Annotated in this window: 16 protein-coding genes and 2 tRNA genes; 6 read left to right on the forward strand and 12 right to left on the reverse strand. The window is 56.8% G+C overall.

The genetic code is table 11. From position 1 onward, the window contains the following. Window positions 1–5: 5 nt before the first annotated feature. Window positions 6–1490 carry a guanosine-5'-triphosphate,3'-diphosphate diphosphatase gene (gene gppA / locus UR289_RS21160; protein WP_320711529.1) on the forward strand — a complete coding sequence of 495 codons (1485 nt, stop codon included), beginning with the start codon at window positions 6–8 and terminating at the stop codon, window positions 1488–1490. 58 nt (window positions 1491–1548) lie between these two features. On the opposite strand, the gene rep is transcribed toward gppA, so the two are convergent. Beyond that, window positions 1549–3573, reverse strand: a complete 2025-nt coding sequence (rep, locus tag UR289_RS21165; protein WP_032646096.1) for a DNA helicase Rep — start codon at window positions 3571–3573, stop codon at window positions 1549–1551. Between the two features lie 112 nt (window positions 3574–3685). On the opposite strand from rep, the gene ppiC (UR289_RS21170) reads away from it, so the two are divergent. After that, the gene (gene ppiC / locus UR289_RS21170; RefSeq protein WP_048979297.1) at window positions 3686–3967 is read left to right on the forward strand and encodes a peptidylprolyl isomerase PpiC; all 282 of its coding nucleotides are present in this window, start codon (window positions 3686–3688) and stop codon (window positions 3965–3967) included. Window positions 3968–4017: 50 nt separating this feature from the next. After that, complete coding sequence (gene ppiC, locus UR289_RS21175) at window positions 4018–4299, forward strand: peptidylprolyl isomerase PpiC (protein ID WP_023309650.1); 282 nt, start codon at window positions 4018–4020, stop codon at window positions 4297–4299. 93 nt (window positions 4300–4392) lie between these two features. Here ppiC (UR289_RS21175) and ilvC read toward each other — a convergent pair whose 3' ends face one another. Beyond that, entirely contained in the window at window positions 4393–5868 is a 1476-nt protein-coding gene (ilvC, locus tag UR289_RS21180; protein WP_320711531.1) for a ketol-acid reductoisomerase, read from the reverse strand. A 152-nt stretch (window positions 5869–6020) separates the two neighbouring features. Here ilvC and ilvY point away from each other — a divergent pair, with 152 nt between their 5' ends. Further along, window positions 6021–6911: an HTH-type transcriptional activator IlvY gene (gene ilvY / locus UR289_RS21185; protein WP_032641403.1), complete on the forward strand. Its 891-nt coding sequence runs from the start codon at window positions 6021–6023 to the stop codon at window positions 6909–6911. Between the two features lie 45 nt (window positions 6912–6956). Here ilvY and ilvA read toward each other — a convergent pair whose 3' ends face one another. The 7 genes from ilvA to ilvL all read right to left on the reverse strand — a co-directional run bounded on the left by ilvA (window position 6957) and on the right by ilvL (window position 13507). Beyond that, complete coding sequence (gene ilvA / locus UR289_RS21190) at window positions 6957–8501, reverse strand: threonine ammonia-lyase, biosynthetic (RefSeq protein WP_023315026.1); 1545 nt, start codon at window positions 8499–8501, stop codon at window positions 6957–6959. 2 nt (window positions 8502–8503) lie between these two features. After that, entirely contained in the window at window positions 8504–10354 is a 1851-nt protein-coding gene (ilvD, locus tag UR289_RS21195; protein WP_094935535.1) for a dihydroxy-acid dehydratase, read from the reverse strand. 60 nt (window positions 10355–10414) lie between these two features. Then, window positions 10415–11344, reverse strand: coding sequence for a branched-chain-amino-acid transaminase (ilvE, locus tag UR289_RS21200; RefSeq protein WP_023309654.1), 930 nt, complete (start codon window positions 11342–11344; stop codon window positions 10415–10417). Between the two features lie 18 nt (window positions 11345–11362). Continuing rightward, complete coding sequence (ilvM, locus tag UR289_RS21205) at window positions 11363–11626, reverse strand: acetolactate synthase 2 small subunit (RefSeq protein WP_024907956.1); 264 nt, start codon at window positions 11624–11626, stop codon at window positions 11363–11365. Then, window positions 11623–13269 (reverse strand): acetolactate synthase 2 catalytic subunit, encoded by a 1647-nt coding sequence (gene ilvG / locus UR289_RS21210; protein ID WP_045889364.1) that lies wholly within the window; start codon window positions 13267–13269, stop codon window positions 11623–11625. Before ilvG ends, ilvM begins: the two co-directional genes overlap by 4 nt. A 2-nt stretch (window positions 13270–13271) precedes the next feature. Beyond that, complete coding sequence (ilvX, locus tag UR289_RS21215; protein ID WP_166792073.1) at window positions 13272–13322, reverse strand: peptide IlvX; 51 nt, start codon at window positions 13320–13322, stop codon at window positions 13272–13274. Between the two features lie 86 nt (window positions 13323–13408). After that, complete coding sequence (gene ilvL / locus UR289_RS21220) at window positions 13409–13507, reverse strand: ilv operon leader peptide (protein WP_001311244.1); 99 nt, start codon at window positions 13505–13507, stop codon at window positions 13409–13411. A 340-nt stretch (window positions 13508–13847) separates the two neighbouring features. Here ilvL and UR289_RS21225 point away from each other — a divergent pair, with 340 nt between their 5' ends. Continuing rightward, on the forward strand, window positions 13848–15365 hold the full coding sequence (locus UR289_RS21225; RefSeq protein ID WP_320711533.1) for a YifB family Mg chelatase-like AAA ATPase: 1518 nt from the start codon (window positions 13848–13850) through the stop codon (window positions 15363–15365). Between the two features lie 30 nt (window positions 15366–15395). On the opposite strand, the gene UR289_RS21230 is transcribed toward UR289_RS21225, so the two are convergent. Next, on the reverse strand, window positions 15396–15734 hold the full coding sequence (locus UR289_RS21230; RefSeq protein WP_023309658.1) for a DUF413 domain-containing protein: 339 nt from the start codon (window positions 15732–15734) through the stop codon (window positions 15396–15398). Window positions 15735–15852: 118 nt separating this feature from the next. On the opposite strand from UR289_RS21230, the gene hdfR reads away from it, so the two are divergent. Continuing rightward, a complete protein-coding gene (gene hdfR, locus UR289_RS21235; RefSeq protein ID WP_023309659.1) occupies window positions 15853–16674 on the forward strand; it encodes an HTH-type transcriptional regulator HdfR in 822 nt (273 codons plus the stop codon). A gap of 97 nt (window positions 16675–16771) precedes the next feature. Here the strand turns inward: hdfR and UR289_RS21240 are convergent. Together UR289_RS21240 and UR289_RS21245 are read right to left on the reverse strand one after the other, a co-directional pair. Continuing rightward, window positions 16772–16847, reverse strand: a tRNA-Trp gene (locus UR289_RS21240). Window positions 16848–16900: 53 nt separating this feature from the next. After that, window positions 16901–16977: transfer RNA gene (locus UR289_RS21245), tRNA-Asp, on the reverse strand. Window positions 16978–17003: the final 26 nt, after the last annotated feature.

Consider the following 17003-nt stretch of genomic DNA (forward strand, 5'->3'; position numbering starts at 1 on the left):
AAAATATGCTCAGCTCCACCTCGCTTTATGCGGCAATTGATCTCGGTTCGAATAGTTTTCATATGCTGGTTGTGCGCGAGGTGGCGGGAAGCATACAAACGCTGACGCGCATCAAGCGCAAGGTCCGCCTCGCGGCGGGCCTGAGCAGCGATAATCACCTCTCCCCTGAAGCCATGGAACGTGGCTGGCAGTGTCTGCGGCTCTTTGCCGAACGTCTGCAGGATATCCCGCACGCCCAAATCACCGTGGTCGCCACTGCGACACTCCGCCTGGCGGTCAACGCCGTGGATTTCATTGCCAGAGCGCAGGAAATTCTGGGTTGTCCGGTACAGGTTATCAGCGGTGAAGAAGAGGCCCGCCTGATTTACCAGGGCGTTGCACACACCACGGGAGGTGACGATCGCCGTCTGGTGGTGGATATCGGCGGTGCCAGTACCGAGCTTGTGACCGGCACCGGCGCGCAGGCAACGTCGCTGTTCAGCCTGTCGATGGGCTGCGTGACCTGGCTTGAGCGCTACTTTACCGATCGGAACCTGGGGAAAGAGAACTTCGACGAGGCAGAAAACGCCGCGCGCGAGGTATTACGCCCGGTGATGGACGAGCTGCGCTATCACGGCTGGAAAGTCTGCGTGGGTGCCTCGGGTACCGTGCAGGCTCTGCAGGAAATCATGATGGCGCAGGGAATGGACGAGCGGATTACGCTTGCCAAACTTCAGCAGCTGAAACAGCGCGCCATTCAGTGCGGACGCCTGGAAGAGCTGGAAATTGAAGGCCTGACGCTGGAACGCGCGCTGGTCTTCCCGAGCGGACTGGCTATTCTTATCGCCATTTTCACCGAGCTGAACATCCAGTGTATGACCCTGGCCGGCGGCGCGCTGCGCGAAGGTCTGGTCTACGGGATGTTACATCTGTCGGTCGATCAGGATATCCGCAGCCGTACCCTGCGCAACGTTCAGCGTCGTTTTCTGGTTGATATCGATCAGGCAGGACGCGTATCGCAGCTGGCGTCACGCTTCGCCGATCAGGTTGCTAACGTCTGGGATCTTGACTATCTGAGCCGGGATTTACTGCTGAGCGCCTGTGCGCTACATGAAGTGGGGCTGAGCATTGATTTTAAGCAGGCACCGGCTCATGCAGCGTATCTGGTGCGAAACCTGGATTTACCGGGCTATACGCCTGCGCAGAAAAAATTGCTGGCCACGCTGCTGCTGAACCAGACCAACGCCGTCGATCTCTCCTCTTTGCATCAGCAAAACGCCGTACCGCCGCGCGTGGCCGAGCATCTGTGCCGCCTGCTGCGTCTGGCGATCCTGTTTGCCAGCCGCCGCCGCGATGATTTGCTGCCGGCCATTAATCTGGTGGCCGATGACGAGAAGCTTTCGCTGACGCTGCCGGAGAACTGGATTGATCGTCACCCATTAGGGGCAGAGATGATCGAGCAGGAGTGCCAGTGGCAGAGCTACGTGCACTGGGTGCTTGAGGTAAAGTAATACGCTGAACATTGCCGGGTGGCGGCTTCGCCTTACCCGGCCTACAACCCCTTCGAACTCATCCTTTTTCTTTGGCTTTTGCCAGCATAGCGCGGATGTTCGCCACGTTAGCCTGACCCTTGTGCATCCGCTCTTCTGCGGTAATCACTTTGCGCTCCTGTTCCCAGATCACGTCATCCTGCGGCAGTTCCAGCAGGAAACGACTCGGCTCCGGGCGTACCAGTTCACCATACTGGCGGCGCTCTTTACACAGCGTAAACGTCAGCTCTTTCTGCGCGCGGGTGATCCCCACGTAGGCCAGACGGCGCTCCTCGTCGACGTTGTCTTCATCAATGCTGCTCTGGTGCGGCAACAATCCCTCTTCCATGCCGACCAGATACACATACGGGAACTCCAGCCCTTTTGACGCGTGCAGCGTCATCAGCTGAACCTGATCGGCCTCTTCTTCGCTCTCGCCGCGCTCCATCATGTCGCGCAGGGTAAAGCGAGTGACCACCTGCGTCAGGGTCATCGGCTCGTCGATTTCAGAGCCCTCAAGCATTTCGGTCATCCAGCTGAAGAGCTGGTTAACGTTTTTCATGCGCATCTCAGCCGCCTTCGGGCTGGCTGAGGTTTCATACAGCCAGGACTCATAGTCGATGCCGTGAATGAGATCGCGCACTGCCGCCACCGGCTCGCGCTCCGCGAGACGCTGCACTTCGCCGAGCCAGTGGGTGAAGCGGGTTAACGAGTCATACCCGCGTCCGGTTAACGTCTGGCTCAGCCCCATGTCGAAGCTGGCGGTAAACATACTTTTGTTGCGGGTCATCGCCCACTCGCCGAGCTTTTGCAGCGTCGCCGGGCCAATCTCGCGTTTAGGCGTATTCACGATGCGCAGAAACGCGCTGTCATCATCCGGGTTTGTGAGCACGCGAAGATAGGCCAGCAGATCTTTGATTTCTGGCCGCGAGAAGAACGACGTGCCGCCCGAGATTTTGTACGGAATGCGGTTCTGCATCAGCATCTTTTCAAAGACGCGCGACTGGTGATTGCCGCGATAGAGGATCGCGTAATCCTTATATTCGGTTTTGTTGACGAAGTGGTGAGCGATGAGTTCGCCCGTCACACGCTCCGCTTCATGGTCCTCATTGTTGGCACTGAGCACTTTCAGCTCCGTGCCGTAGCCCAGTTCGGAGAAGAGACGCTTCTCAAACACGTGCGGGTTATTGGCAATCAGGATGTTTGCCGCCTTCAGGATACGCCCGGAGGAGCGGTAGTTCTGCTCCAGCTTAATCACCTGCAGGGCGGGGAAATCTTTGCTCAGCAGCACCAGGTTTTGTGGGCGTGCACCGCGCCAGGAGTAAATTGACTGGTCGTCATCGCCTACCACGGTGAAACGCGCGCGCTGCCCCACCAGCAGCTTCACCAGCTCGTACTGGCTGGTGTTGGTGTCCTGATATTCATCCACCAGCAGGTAGCGGATTTTATTCTGCCAGCGCTCGCGCACCTCTTCATTGCGCTGCAGTAGCAGCGTGGGCAGCAGGATCAGATCGTCAAAGTCCAGCACGTTACACGCTTTCATATGCGCATCGTACAGACCGTAGCAGTGGGCGAAAATCCGATCCCGTTCGCCTTTGGCGATCGCCGCGGCCTGGGCCGGCGTCATCAGATCGTTTTTCCAGTTCGAGATCGTCGAGATCAGCTGCTGCAACAGCACTTTATCATCTTCGATCAGCCCCTCGGTGAGCTCTTTGAGCAGCGCCACCTGATCGGTATCGTCAAAAAGCGAGAAGTTGGACTTCATTCCCAGCGCCGCATACTCGCGTTTGATGATATCCAGCCCCAGCGTGTGGAAGGTGGAGATCATCAGGCCGCGCGCCTCTTTACGACCCAGCGTCTGACCGACGCGCTCTTTCATCTCGCGCGCCGCTTTATTGGTAAAGGTGACCGCCGCAATGTGTCGCGCCTGATATCCGCAGTTGTGGATCAAATGGGCGATTTTGTTGGTGATCACGCGGGTTTTACCCGAACCGGCCCCTGCCAGCACCAGGCATGGTCCAGTAACGAATTCGACCGCTTGTTGTTGTCCAGGGTTTAAACGCATGGGAGTGTTGCTCAATCTTCGAACGGGGTGTGGATTGTAGCAGAAAGCCGGGCGCAGATTTACCGGCTAATGATAAAGTGGAGAAATCGCGTTTAACCCGTAGAGCAGAACCATGAAAAAGACCGCAGCAGCCCTGCATATTCTGGTAAAAGAAGAGAAACTGGCTCAGGAGATCCTGGTCAAGCTGGAGCGCGGCATCAGCTTTGATCATCTGGCGAAGCGTTACTCTAAATGCCCGTCCGGGCGCAATGGCGGGGATCTCGGCGAGTTTCAACAAGGTGCGATGGTCGGCCCGTTCGATCGGGCGGTCTTTAGCTGCCCTCTCCTGAAGCCCTACGGCCCGGTAAAAACCAAATTTGGCTACCATATCATTAAGGTGCTTTATCGCCGCTGACGCGTGGTATATTGCGCCCCGATTTATTTCAACCTATTCAAGGCACGATCATGGCAAAAACAGCAGCAGCAGTGCACATCCTCGTTAAAGAAGAGAAACTGGCTTTAGATCTTCTGGAGCAGATTAAAAACGGTGCCGACTTCGGCAAGCTGGCGAAGAAGCACTCCATCTGCCCGTCAGGCAAACGCGGCGGCGATCTGGGTGAATTCCGCCAGGGCCAGATGGTTCCGGCGTTCGATAAAGTGGTGTTCTCCTGCCCGGTGCTGGAGCCAACCGGCCCGCTGCACACGCAGTTCGGCTACCACATTATTAAAGTACTGTATCGGAAATAAACAGCAAGGCCTTCTCTTAGAGAAGGCCTTGAATGTTTGCCCCCTCTCCCAGTGGGAGAGGGGCGGGGTGAGGGCATCAGCCCGCACCAGGTGTTAACCCGCTACCGCGATACGCTTCATATCGGTCATGTAGCCACGCAGTTTGTGACCCACTTTCTCGATCTGGTGGCTGCGAATCGCTTCGTTCACATCACGCAGCTGCGCGTTATCCACGACACCTTCCGCAATCGCTTTACCCAGATCGCCCGTCTGCAGAGTGGTCATAAACTCTTTCAGCAGCGGTACGCAGGCGTAAGAGAACAGGTAGTTACCGTATTCTGCGGTATCAGAAATAACCACGTTCATTTCGTACAGACGCTTACGGGCGATGGTGTTCGCGATCAGCGGCAGCTCGTGCAGAGATTCGTAGTACGCGGACTCTTCGATGATGCCGGAATCCACCATGGTTTCGAACGCCAGCTCAACGCCTGCTTTCACCATCGCGATCATCAATACGCCTTTATCGAAGTACTCCTGCTCGCCGATTTTACCTTCGTACTGTGGCGCGGTTTCGAACGCGGTTTTACCGGTCTCTTCACGCCAGGTCAGCAGGTTTTTATCGTCGTTCGCCCAGTCCGCCATCATGCCGGAAGAGAATTCGCCGGAGATGATGTCGTCCATGTGTTTCTGGAAAAGCGGTGCCATGATGGTTTTCAGCTGTTCAGACAGCGCGTAAGCACGCAGTTTTGCCGGGTTGGACAGACGGTCCATCATCAGCGTAATACCGCCCTGCTTCAGCGCTTCGGTGATGGTTTCCCAGCCGAACTGGATCAGTTTTTCCGCGTAGGCCGGGTCGGTACCTTCTTCCACCAGCTTGTCAAAGCACAGCAGAGAACCGGCCTGCAGCATGCCGCACAGAATGGTCTGCTCGCCCATCAGGTCAGATTTCACTTCGGCAACGAAGGACGATTCCAGAACGCCCGCACGGTGGCCGCCGGTCGCCGCTGCCCACGCTTTGGCAATCGCCATGCCTTCGCCTTTCGGATCGTTTTCCGGGTGAACCGCGATCAGGGTCGGCACGCCGAAGCCACGTTTGTATTCTTCGCGTACTTCCGTACCCGGACATTTCGGCGCCACCATCACCACGGTGATGTCTTTACGGATCTGCTCGCCCACTTCAACGATGTTGAAGCCGTGGGAGTAACCCAGCGCGGCGCCGTCTTTCATCAGCGGCTGTACGGAACGCACAACGTCAGAGTGCTGTTTGTCCGGGGTCAGGTTAACCACCAGATCCGCCTGCGGGATCAGCTCTTCGTAGGTGCCCACTTTGAAGCCGTTTTCGGTCGCTTTGCGCCAGGAAGCACGCTTCTCGGCAATTGCTTCTTTGCGCAGGGCGTAGGAGATATCCAGACCGGAGTCACGCATGTTCAGGCCCTGGTTCAGACCCTGTGCGCCACAGCCGACGATGACCACTTTTTTACCCTGAAGGTAGCTCGCGCCATCGGCAAATTCATCGCGCGCCATGAAGCGGCATTTGCCCAGCTGCGCCAGCTGCTGGCGCAAGTTCAGTGTATTAAAGTAGTTAGCCATGGGTGATACCTCGTGATGTTGTGTGTCTTATTGTTCGGTTCGCGTTTCAGCGAGAATGTACCCACATTACAACAGGAAATTTATTGCGGAAATTGATATATTCACAACGTCATATTGCAATTTTTGCAATGTAAAAAGAGGGAGTGGAATCGGTGGATTTACGCGATCTGAAAATGTTCCTGCACCTGGCGGAAAGCCGCCATTTTGGCCGCAGCGCCCGGGCGATGCACGTTAGCCCCTCCACGCTTTCACGCCAGATCCAGCGCCTTGAGGAGGACCTCGGCCAGCCGCTGTTCGTGCGCGATAACCGCACCGTCACCCTCACGGAAGCGGGTGAAGAGCTGCGCATTTTTGCCCAGCAGACGCTGCTACAGTACCAGCAGCTGCGACACTCAATTGACCAGCAGGGGCCGTCGCTTTCCGGCGAGCTGCATATTTTCTGCTCCGTGACCGCCGCCTACAGCCATCTGCCGCCCATTCTTGACCGCTTCCGCGCGGCGCATCCGTCGGTTGAAATTAAGCTCACCACCGGCGACGCCTCCGACGCAATGGAAAAAGTGGTGACGGGCGAAGCGGATCTCGCCATTGCCGGGAAACCTGAAACCCTGCCGGGCGCGGTGGCATTCTCAATGCTGGAGAATCTGGCGGTGGTGCTGATCGCGCCGGCGCTGCCCTGCCCGGTGCGTAACCAGGTGTCGGTGGAAAAACCGGACTGGTCGACGGTGCCGTTTATCATGGCCGATCAGGGGCCGGTGCGCCGCCGTATCGAGCTGTGGTTCCGTCGTCAGAAAATCAGTAATCCGTCGATTTACGCCACGGTCAGCGGCCATGAGGCGATGGTGTCGATGGTGGCGCTGGGCTGCGGCGTGGCGCTGCTGCCGGAAGTGGTGCTGGAAAACAGCCCCGAACCGGTGCGCAATCGCGTGATGATTCTGGAGCGCAGCGACGAGAAGACGCCGTTTGAGCTTGGCGTATGCGCACAAAAAAAGCGGCTGCATGAGCCGCTTATTGATGCGTTCTGGCAGATATTGCCGAACCACTAAAGCCGGGTGGCGCTGCGCTTACCCGGCCTACCCGCAGCTTAGCCCTTAGCCCGCCAGGAAGAAGCGGAAGGCCGGGTTATGGGTTTCGTCGTGACACTCATAGCCCAGCTCGTTCAGCCGCGTTTCGAAATCCGGCTCGTGCTCGCCCAGTTCGAACGCCGCCAGCACACGGCCATAGTCGGTGCCGTGGCTGCGGTAGTGGAACAGAGAGATGTTCCAGTGCGTGCCCAGCGTGTGCAGGAACTTGAGCAGCGCGCCCGGCGATTCCGGGAACTCGAAGCTGAACAGACGTTCCCTGAGCGGCTTCGATGGACGCCCGCCGACCATGTAGCGCACGTGCAGCTTCGCCATCTCGTCGTCAGAGAGATCGACCACGCTGTAGCCGCCCTCATGCAGCAGGCTGAGGATCTCTTTGCGCTCCTCCACGCCGCGGCTCAGACGCACGCCGACAAAAATGCAGGCGTCTTTGGCATCGGCAAAACGGTAGTTGAACTCCGTCACCGAACGGCCACCCAGCAGCTGGCAGAACTTCAGGAAGCTGCCCTTCTCTTCAGGAATCGTCACCGCCAGCAGCGCTTCCCGCTGTTCCCCCAGCTCGCAGCGCTCGGAAACGTAGCGCAGACCGTGGAAGTTCACGTTCGCTCCAGACAGCACGTGCGCCAGCCTCTCGCCGCGAATGTTGTGCTGCGCGATGTATTTTTTCATCCCCGCCAGCGCCAGCGCGCCTGACGGTTCCGCCACCGCGCGCACATCCTCGAACAGATCTTTCATCGCCGCGCAGATAGCATCGCTATCAACCGTGACGATATCGTCGAGATACTCCTGGCACAGGCGGAAGGTTTCGTCCCCAATGCGCTTCACCGCCACGCCCTCGGCAAACAGCCCGACGCGCGGCAGATCTACCGGATGACCCGCATCCAGCGCCGCTTTCAGGCAGGCAGAGTCTTCCGCTTCAACGGCAATGACTTTGATCTGCGGCATCAGCTGTTTGATCAGCACCGCCACGCCTGCGGCCAGGCCACCGCCGCCTACCGGGACGAAGACGCGGTCGAGATGGGCATCCTGCTGCAGCAGTTCCAGCGCCAGCGTGCCCTGCCCGGCAATCACCATCGGATGATCGAACGGCGGCACCCAGGTGAAACCCTGCTGCTGCGCCAGCTCGATCGCTTTGGCTTTGGCTTCGTCAAAGTTAGCCCCGTGGAGCAGCACTTCGCCGCCGAAACCGCGCACCGCGTCGACTTTGATATCTGCGGTAGCGACCGGCATCACGATCAGCGCCTTCAGCCCCAGACGAGCAGACGAGAACGCCACGCCCTGGGCGTGGTTGCCCGCAGACGCGGTAATCACGCCGCGCGCTTTCTGCTCGTCGGTCAGCCCGGCCATCATCGCGTAGGCGCCGCGCAGCTTAAAGCTGTGCACCGGCTGACGGTCTTCGCGCTTGACCAGTATGACGTTGTCGAGGCGCGAAGAGAGTTTTTCCATTTTCTGCAGGGGCGTGACCTGCACGGCTTCATAGACCGGCGCGCGTAACACCGCTCTCAGGTATTCCGCCCCCTCAGGGGCGGCGGATAAGGGTTGTGACTCGGCCATCATTAGCCCCCAAGTTTAGATTTATCGCGCACCGCGCCTTTATCTGCACTGGTGGCAAGGCTCGCGTAGGCGCGCAGGGCGAAGGAGACTTCACGCTGGCGGTCTTTCGGCGTCCAGGCTTTGTCGCCGCGGGCTTCCTGCGCTTCACGACGGGCCGCAATTTCCTGGTCGCTCAGCTTCAGCTGAATGCCGCGATTCGGAATGTCGATTTCGATCAGGTCGCCATCTTCGATGATGGCGATGTTGCCGCCGCTTGCCGCTTCCGGCGAAACGTGGCCGATAGAGAGGCCGGAGGTGCCGCCGGAGAAACGTCCGTCGGTGATCAGCGCACACGCCTTACCGAGTCCCATGGATTTCAGGAAGGTGGTTGGGTAGAGCATCTCCTGCATGCCCGGGCCGCCTTTCGGCCCTTCGTAGCGAATGACAACCACGTCGCCTTCCACCACTTTGCCGCCGAGAATCGCGTCTACCGCTTCATCCTGGCTTTCGTATACCTTCGCCGGACCGGTGAATTTCAGGATGCTGTCGTCCACGCCTGCGGTTTTCACGATGCAGCCGTTTTCCGCGAAGTTACCGTACAGCACGGCCAGACCGCCGTCTTTGCTGTAGGCATGTTCCAGCGAGCGGATGCAGCCTTCGGCACGGTCATCGTCCAGAGTGTCCCAGCGGCAATCCTGCGAGAACGCCTGGGTGGTACGAATACCGGCAGGACCGGCGCGGAACATCTTTTTCACCGCGTCGTCTTTGGTCAGCATCACGTCGTACTGGTCCAGCGATTCCGGCAGCGTCAGGCCGAGCACGTTTTTCACTTCACGGTTCAGCAGCCCAGCGCGATCCAGCTCGCCCAAAATGCCCAGCACGCCGCCCGCGCGGTGTACGTCTTCCATATGGTACTTCTGGGTGCTCGGCGCGACCTTACACAGCTGCGGGACTTTGCGGGACAGCTTGTCGATGTCGCTCATGGTGAAGTCGATTTCGGCTTCCTGCGCGGCAGCCAGCAGGTGCAGAACGGTGTTGGTAGAGCCGCCCATGGCGATATCCAGCGTCATGGCGTTTTCGAACGCGGCTTTACTGGCAATGTTGCGCGGCAGCGCGCTGGCGTCGTCCTGCTCGTAGTAGCGTTTGGTCAGCTCAACGATGCGCTTACCGGCGTTGAGGAACAGCTGCTTACGGTCGGCGTGGGTCGCCAGCAGCGAACCGTTGCCCGGCTGAGAAAGGCCCAGCGCTTCGGTCAGGCAGTTCATGGAGTTGGCGGTGAACATACCGGAACAGGAGCCGCAGGTCGGACACGCGGAGCGTTCCACCTGGTCGCTCTGCTCGTCAGAGACTTTCGGGTCCGCGCCCTGGATCATCGCATCAACCAGGTCGAGCTTGATGATTTTGTCGGAGAGCTTGGTTTTCCCCGCTTCCATTGGGCCGCCGGAGACGAAGATCACCGGAATGTTCAGGCGCAGGGAGGCCATCAGCATCCCCGGGGTGATTTTGTCGCAGTTGGAGATGCAGACCATCGCATCGGCGCAGTGGGCGTTAACCATATATTCTACGGAGTCGGCGATCAGCTCGCGCGACGGCAGTGAATAGAGCATGCCCCCGTGCCCCATCGCGATACCGTCATCCACCGCAATGGTGTTGAACTCTTTCGCCACGCCGCCGGAGGCTTCGATTTGCTCGGCAACCAGCTTACCGAGATCGCGCAGGTGCACGTGGCCCGGTACAAACTGGGTGAAGGAGTTCACCACGGCGATAATCGGCTTGCCGAAATCGGCGTCGGTCATTCCGGTGGCGCGCCACAGCGCGCGGGCTCCCGCCATATTACGGCCGTGGGTGGTGGTGGCTGAACGATACTTAGGCATGCTTTATTGACTCCCGTCTGACTATTTAATGGGACGGTGCGTGCCGTCCCAAATTTATGCTTAGTGATTAACCTGATCCAACCAGCCGTATTTATCTTCTGTTTCGCCGGTGAAGAGGCCGAAGAACGCTTGCTGAATACGTTTGGTGACCGGACCGCAGCGGCCTTCGCCCACCTGGATACCGTCCACGCTGCGTACCGGCGTGATTTCAGCCGCCGTACCGGACATAAACACTTCATCCGCGAGATACAGGGATTCGCGAGACAGCACCTGCTCGCGCACTTCGATACCCAGATCTTTCGCCAGCTTGATGATGGCGTCACGGGTGATGCCCGGCAGCGCGGACGAGGTGAATGGCGGCGTGAACAGAATGCCGTCTTTCACTTCAAACAGGTTTTCACCCGCACCTTCTGAGATGTAGCCATTTACGTCGAGGGCGATACCTTCCTGATAGCCGTGGCGGCGCGCTTCGCTACCGACCAGCAATGAGGAGAGATAGTTACCGCCTGCTTTCGCGGCGGTCGGGATGGTGTTTGGCGCCACGCGGTTCCAGGAAGAGACCATTGCGTCGATCCCCTGCTCCAGGGCTTCTGCACCTAGGTAAGCACCCCACGGGAACGCGGCAATGATCACATCTGTGGTATAGCCGGCTGGCGGGTTCACGCCCATACCGACATCGCCCACAAACACCAGCGGACGAATATAGGCGCTGGTCAGGTTGTTCTTGCGAATCACGTCGCGACAGGCTTCCATCAGCTCATCGACGCTTTGAGAAACCGGGAAACGATAAATTTTGGCTGAGTCATGCAGACGCTGCATGTGTTCGCGATGGCGGAACACCACTGGCCCTTTGTGAGAATCGTAGCAGCGGATGCCTTCAAATACGGAGGTACCGTAGTGCAGCGCGTGGGACATCACGTGGACCTTCGCGTCCTCCCAGCGAACCATCTCACCGTTGAACCAAATGTAATCAGCTTTTTTTGTCGTCATTTTTTCGTCCTGTCACGCTTAAGCGCGGATTTGTTGTGATGTGGTTGTGCTCTGGCAGATGGCAACATGGGCAACGTCTACCAGCTTTGATAACTGACTAAACAGTAAGTCGACCGACCGCGGGCTGGCAACGGTTAATTCGATACTGATATTCCGGGCGTCAGTGGCCGTCTCCATATTCATAGAGCAAATCTGAAAACCACGATGACGCACCACACGCAAAACGCGTTCTAAGGTTTCCGGGTTGAAGCGAGCCTGTACGGCGACCTGATGCTGCATCATGATAATTTCTCCATCATTTGTGAGTTGCTGGCACCAGGCGGTACCAACGGCCAGACGTTCTCGAGTTCGTCGATTGAGACATGAAGCAGGTAAGGCCCATCGCTGTTCAGCATGGTGTCGAGCGCCGCTTCAACCTGATCTTTACGGGTGATGTGCTGACCAGGGATGCCGAAGGCGCTGGCCAGGGTGAGGAAATCGGGGTTATCGGTGAGAGTCGTTTCGCTGTAGCGCTCCTGGAAGAACAGCTGTTGCCACTGGCGAACCATCCCTAAACGCTGGTTGTCGAGCAACACGATCTTCAGCGGCAACTGCTTACGCTTAACGGTGCCGAGCTCCTGAACGTTCATCATGAAGGAGCCGTCACCGGAGATACAGATAACGGTATCGTTCGGGCGGGCAACCTGCGCGCCAACGGCTGCCGGCAGACCGAAGCCCATCGTCCCTAACCCGCTGGAGGTGATGAAGTTTTCCGGACGGGTGTAGGTCATGTGCTGCGCGGACCACATCTGGTGCTGGCCTACGTCGGTGGTGACGACGCTGTCAGCCGGTTTACGGTCGGACAACTGCTTCAACAGCAGCGGCGCGTAGATGGCCTCGCCGGGGTGGTCGTAACGCCAGGCGTGCTCGGCGCGCATATCAGCGGTGTGCTGACGCCATGCGTTGATATCCAGCGGCTGCTGCAATGCCGGTAACAGCGCGTTGAGATCGCCCTGCAAGGCGACGTGCGCCTGACGCAGCTTGTTCATCTCCGCCGGGTCGATATCCATATGGATGACTTTGGCGTTCGGCGCAAAGGTATTCAGCTTGCCGGTGACGCGGTCGTCAAAACGGGCACCTACGGCGATGAGCAGATCGCACTCCTGCACCGCCAGGTTTGCCGCTTTGGTGCCGTGCATCCCCAGCATGCCCAGATAGTAGGGGTAATCCGCGTCGACTGCACCGAGACCTTTCAGCGTGCAGGTCGCTGGCATCTGCGTTGTTGCGATAAATTCGCGCAGGGCAGGAACGGCCTGTGCCATGCCTACGCCACCGCCGACGTACAGCATCGGCTGTTTCGCCTGGGCCAGCATCTGACGGGCCTCTTCAACTTCCGCTTCCGGAAAGGCATCGTCGCTTTCAACGGTAGAGAAGTGCGGTTCCAGATCGCCGAGTGCCACCTGGATATCTTTCGGGATATCAACCAGAACCGGACCGGGACGACCGGAGTTTGCCACATCGAACGCTTCTGCCATTACGCGCGGCAGCTCTTCCAGAGACTGGACGAGGAAGCTGTGTTTAGTGCAGGCCAGCGATAAACCGAGGACGTCAACTTCCTGGAAAGCATCGGTACCGATGAACGGAGACGCCACCTGCCCGGTGATGGCGACAACGGGAACGGAATCCAGCAGCGCGTCAGCCAGGCCGGTGATCAGGTTCGTTGCGCCCGGGCCTGAAGTCGCCATACACACGCCGGTTTTACCGGTCGCGCGGGCGTAGCCAATGGCTGCCATCGCTGCGCCCTGCTCGTGTCGGCACAAGAGATGTTCCACGCCGCCGTCATACAGTGCATCGTAAATCGGCATAATTGCGCCACCCGGATAACCGAATACGGTTTCGACTCCCTGCGCGCGCAACGCATGTACTACCCACTGTGCCCCATTCATAGTTAGTTCCCCGTCATAAATCGGGAGAAACAGAATTTTGTGCTAGTCGTCATTCTCTGCTCCTCATTTACGTTTTTTAGTCATAAAAAAACCCCCGGACCTTTCGGTGCGGGGGTCTTAGTTCGTTAAGGCTTGATTTCTAAGCCTTTCCTCGTCCAAGTGCAGCCCCGCACGGTGGGATAATAATCACCACCACGCTAATCACGACCAGGCTAATCACTCGTAGAAGGGCTGTCATTTTCAGTTCTTTTTGCATCTTGTTCGAAGGAATACCTAAAGAGTTATCACAGTTTTTAAATCAAACACAAGATTTATTTATGACGGATTTGATTAGGCCGCGAATCATATTTCTTAAAACCGTTGTTTTATATACGGAAATTAGAAAATGAATATTTTTCATTTTTTACTGTCGGTCTTAGCGTCAAAACGGGGCTTTTTACATTCTACGAGAAGGCTTCCACGGTTATGCAAGGGTTTCATTGTGTGTTTAAAATCTCTGAACAGGCGGCGTAAATTCGCAAAATGACGCTAAACAGACAAAACAGGCGCTGGCATAGTCACACCAGGAGGTAGTGCAAATGTCACTGTCAGTTGTTTATACGCGTGCGGCTCTCGGGGTAAAGGCACCGCTTATTTCCGTCGAGGTTCATTTGAGCAATGGGCTACCCGGACTCACGCTTGTCGGGTTACCTGAAACGACGGTTAAAGAGGCCAGGGATCGCGTTCGCAGCGCAATAATAAATAGCGGTTATACCTTCCCCGCGAAAAAGATCACTATCAACCTTGCCCCCGCCGATCTGCCTAAAGAGGGGGGACGATACGATTTACCTATCGCAATTGCCCTTCTCGCGGCTTCTGAGCAGCTTAATACGACACGGCTAGGCTCGTATGAGTTCGTTGGCGAACTCGCGCTCACAGGCGCGTTAAGAGGCGTTCCCGGTGCGATATCGGGAGCCCTGGAAGCCATACGAGCAGGGCGGCAAATCATTGTCGCCAATGAAAACGCATCAGAAGTGAGTCTTATCGCCAAGAAGGGGTGTCTCATCGCCGGGCATTTACAGGAAGTTTGTGCCTGGCTGGAAGGGCGGCATGAACTGTCCGAGCCGGAGGAGTGTGATGATGTTATAGATGCACCAGAGGATCTCAGCGAGATTATGGGACAGGAGCAAGGGAAACGGGCGCTGGAGATTACGGCTGCAGGTGGACACAATCTTCTGTTAATTGGCCCGCCAGGTACGGGTAAAACCATGCTGGCAAGCAGGTTGAGTGGATTACTTCCACCGCTCAATAATCATGAAGCGCTGGAAAGCGCCGCCATATATAGCCTTATCAGTTCGACGTCGTTGCAAAAACAGTGGCGCCGTCGACCTTTTCGTTCCCCGCATCATAGCGCTTCACTGACGGCAATGGTCGGCGGCGGGGCGATTCCGGGGCCGGGAGAGATCTCGCTGGCACACAATGGCATTCTGTTTCTTGATGAACTGCCTGAATTTGAGCGCCGTGTGCTGGATGCACTAAGGGAGCCCATTGAATCCGGTGAGATACATATCTCACGCTCGAGAGCCAAAATAAGCTATCCCGCACAGTTTCAGCTGGTCGCGGCGATGAATCCCAGCCCGACGGGTCACTACCAGGGCAACCATAACCGCTGTTCGCCAGAGCAGACGTTGCGCTATCTGGGTAAGTTATCCGGCCCGTTCCTCGACCGTTTCGATTTATCCCTCGAAATTCCCCTTCCCCCGCCGGGTCTGCTCAGGCAAACGGGCATAACGGGTGAAAGCTCAGCGGAGGTACGCGAACGCGTGATTGCAGCCCAGACGCGGCAGTACACTCGTCAGAACAGGCTGAATGCACGGCTGGATAATGCCGGGATCCGGCAGTTTTGTTCACTTAACGTTGAGGATGCGGGATGGCTGGAGGAGACGTTAACGCGGTTCGGGCTGTCCATACGTGCGTGGCAGCGTTTGCTGAAGGTGGCCAGAACCATTGCTGACGTAGAGGGATGCACTGACATTGAGAGGAAACATTTGCAGGAGGCGCTGAGCTACCGCGCTATCGATCGTTTGCTGCTGCATTTGCAGAAATTGCTGGCATAAAAAAAGGGGCCGTAGCCCCTTCTCTTCATTTTAGTCATCAGACTCGGTGTAGTCTTCTGCACCTTCCATCTGCGGCTTGCCGCCAGACAGCGTATGGAAGCGCTTTGGACGCTTAATTCGCGCCATGTACTTGATCCATACACGTTCCGCTTCTGACTCCGGCTCACGCTCACCACGGCAAACAGAAACAAACTGTTTCTCGTCTTCGGTAGCAGGTTCACGCTTCCCCAGATCCAGCTCGTTAAAGGCATAACCATGGCGCTCAAGCAGTTGAGCTTCTTTGATGGTGAAATCGCCGTGACGAGAGAACCCGCGCGGATAATGTTTATTGTCGAAAAAACGATTAGTCGTCGTAAAGCTTTCCGCCATCCTACACGCTCCTAATTCTTTGGCCGAGCTATTTATGGCGCGGAGTATTAGTTACGCTTGACAGAGTGTAAAACAAAACATTTAAATCATAACGACAAATAATTTTGCGGAGAAAGATGTGGATACGGAATTGCTTAAAACTTTCCTTGAAGTGAGCAGAACACGCCACTTTGGGCGAGCAGCTGAAGCCCTTTACCTGACGCAGTCAGCAGTCAGTTTTCGTATTCGACAGCTGGAAAATCAACTGGGTGTGAATCTTTTTACCCGCCATCGCAACAATATTCGCTTAACGCCTGCCGGTGAGAAACTGCTGCCGTACGCAGAAACGCTCATGAATACCTGGCAGGCGGCACGTAAAGAGGTGGCACATACTTCGAGGCATAATGAGTTCTCGATAGGGGCAAGCGCTTCTCTGTGGGAATGCATGCTAAGTCAGTGGCTTACCCGACTGTATCATTCACATGGCCACCTGCAATTTGAAGCCAGGATTGCGCAACGGCAGTCGCTGGTTAAGCAACTTCATGAACGCCAGCTTGATCTTCTGATCACAACCGAAGCCCCCAAGATGGACGAATTTAGCAGCCAGATTGTGGGCCAGTTTGGCCTGGCACTTTATGCGTCCGAACCTTCGATGATGAAGGCAGACCTGACCTATTTACGCCTAGAATGGGGACCGGATTTTCAGCAGCACGAGACGGGACTGATTGCACCTGATGATGTTCCGCAGTTAACGACCAGCTCGGCAGAGATCGCCTGTCAGCAGCTGCCTCTGCTAAAAGGTTGTACCTGGTTACCTGTTCGCTGGGCAGACACTAAAGCAGGGCTGCACACCGTGATGGATTCCACCACGCTTACCAGGCCGCTGTATGCAATTTGGCTGCAAAACAGTGATAAGCAATCTCAGATAAAAGATCTTTTAAAAATCAATGTAATGGATTGATGCATCAGCCAGCAGGGATGCTGGCTGAAATTAAGAAGAGAATTATCTGCCGTGTTTCAGGCAAAAAAAATCCTTTGCCGAAGCAAAGGATTCTATATGGCAGGGGCGGAGAGACTCGAACTCGCGACACCCGGTTTTGGAGACCGGTGCTCTACCAACTGAGCTACGCCCCTAAAGTTTTTTGCCATTAAGCCTGCCAATTAGGCAGGCTTAATGTCTTAATAAGTGGCGGAACGGACGGGACTCGAACCCGCGACCCCCTGCGTGACAGGCAGGTATTCTAACCGACTGAACTACCGCTCCACCGAAGACTGCTGTAACCACCGGAT

Source organism: Enterobacter sp. 302C9 (assembly GCF_034106085.1).
GTDB lineage: Bacteria > Pseudomonadota > Gammaproteobacteria > Enterobacterales > Enterobacteriaceae > Enterobacter > Enterobacter asburiae_B.

Coding starts and splice junctions, on each gene's coding strand:
- gppA (WP_320711529.1), top strand. CDS start 6: ATGCTCAGCTCCACCTCGCTTTATGCGGCAATTGATCTCGGTTCGAAT.
- rep (WP_032646096.1), bottom strand. CDS start 3,573: ATGCGTTTAAACCCTGGACAACAACAAGCGGTCGAATTCGTTACTGGA.
- ppiC (WP_048979297.1), top strand. CDS start 3,686: ATGAAAAAGACCGCAGCAGCCCTGCATATTCTGGTAAAAGAAGAGAAA.
- ppiC (WP_023309650.1), top strand. CDS start 4,018: ATGGCAAAAACAGCAGCAGCAGTGCACATCCTCGTTAAAGAAGAGAAA.
- ilvC (WP_320711531.1), bottom strand. CDS start 5,868: ATGGCTAACTACTTTAATACACTGAACTTGCGCCAGCAGCTGGCGCAG.
- ilvA (WP_023315026.1), bottom strand. CDS start 8,501: ATGGCCGAGTCACAACCCTTATCCGCCGCCCCTGAGGGGGCGGAATAC.
- ilvD (WP_094935535.1), bottom strand. CDS start 10,354: ATGCCTAAGTATCGTTCAGCCACCACCACCCACGGCCGTAATATGGCG.
- ilvE (WP_023309654.1), bottom strand. CDS start 11,344: ATGACGACAAAAAAAGCTGATTACATTTGGTTCAACGGTGAGATGGTT.
- ilvM (WP_024907956.1), bottom strand. CDS start 11,626: ATGATGCAGCATCAGGTCGCCGTACAGGCTCGCTTCAACCCGGAAACC.
- ilvG (WP_045889364.1), bottom strand. CDS start 13,269: ATGAATGGGGCACAGTGGGTAGTACATGCGTTGCGCGCGCAGGGAGTC.
- ilvL (WP_001311244.1), bottom strand. CDS start 13,507: ATGACAGCCCTTCTACGAGTGATTAGCCTGGTCGTGATTAGCGTGGTG.
- UR289_RS21225 (WP_320711533.1), top strand. CDS start 13,848: ATGTCACTGTCAGTTGTTTATACGCGTGCGGCTCTCGGGGTAAAGGCA.
- UR289_RS21230 (WP_023309658.1), bottom strand. CDS start 15,734: ATGGCGGAAAGCTTTACGACGACTAATCGTTTTTTCGACAATAAACAT.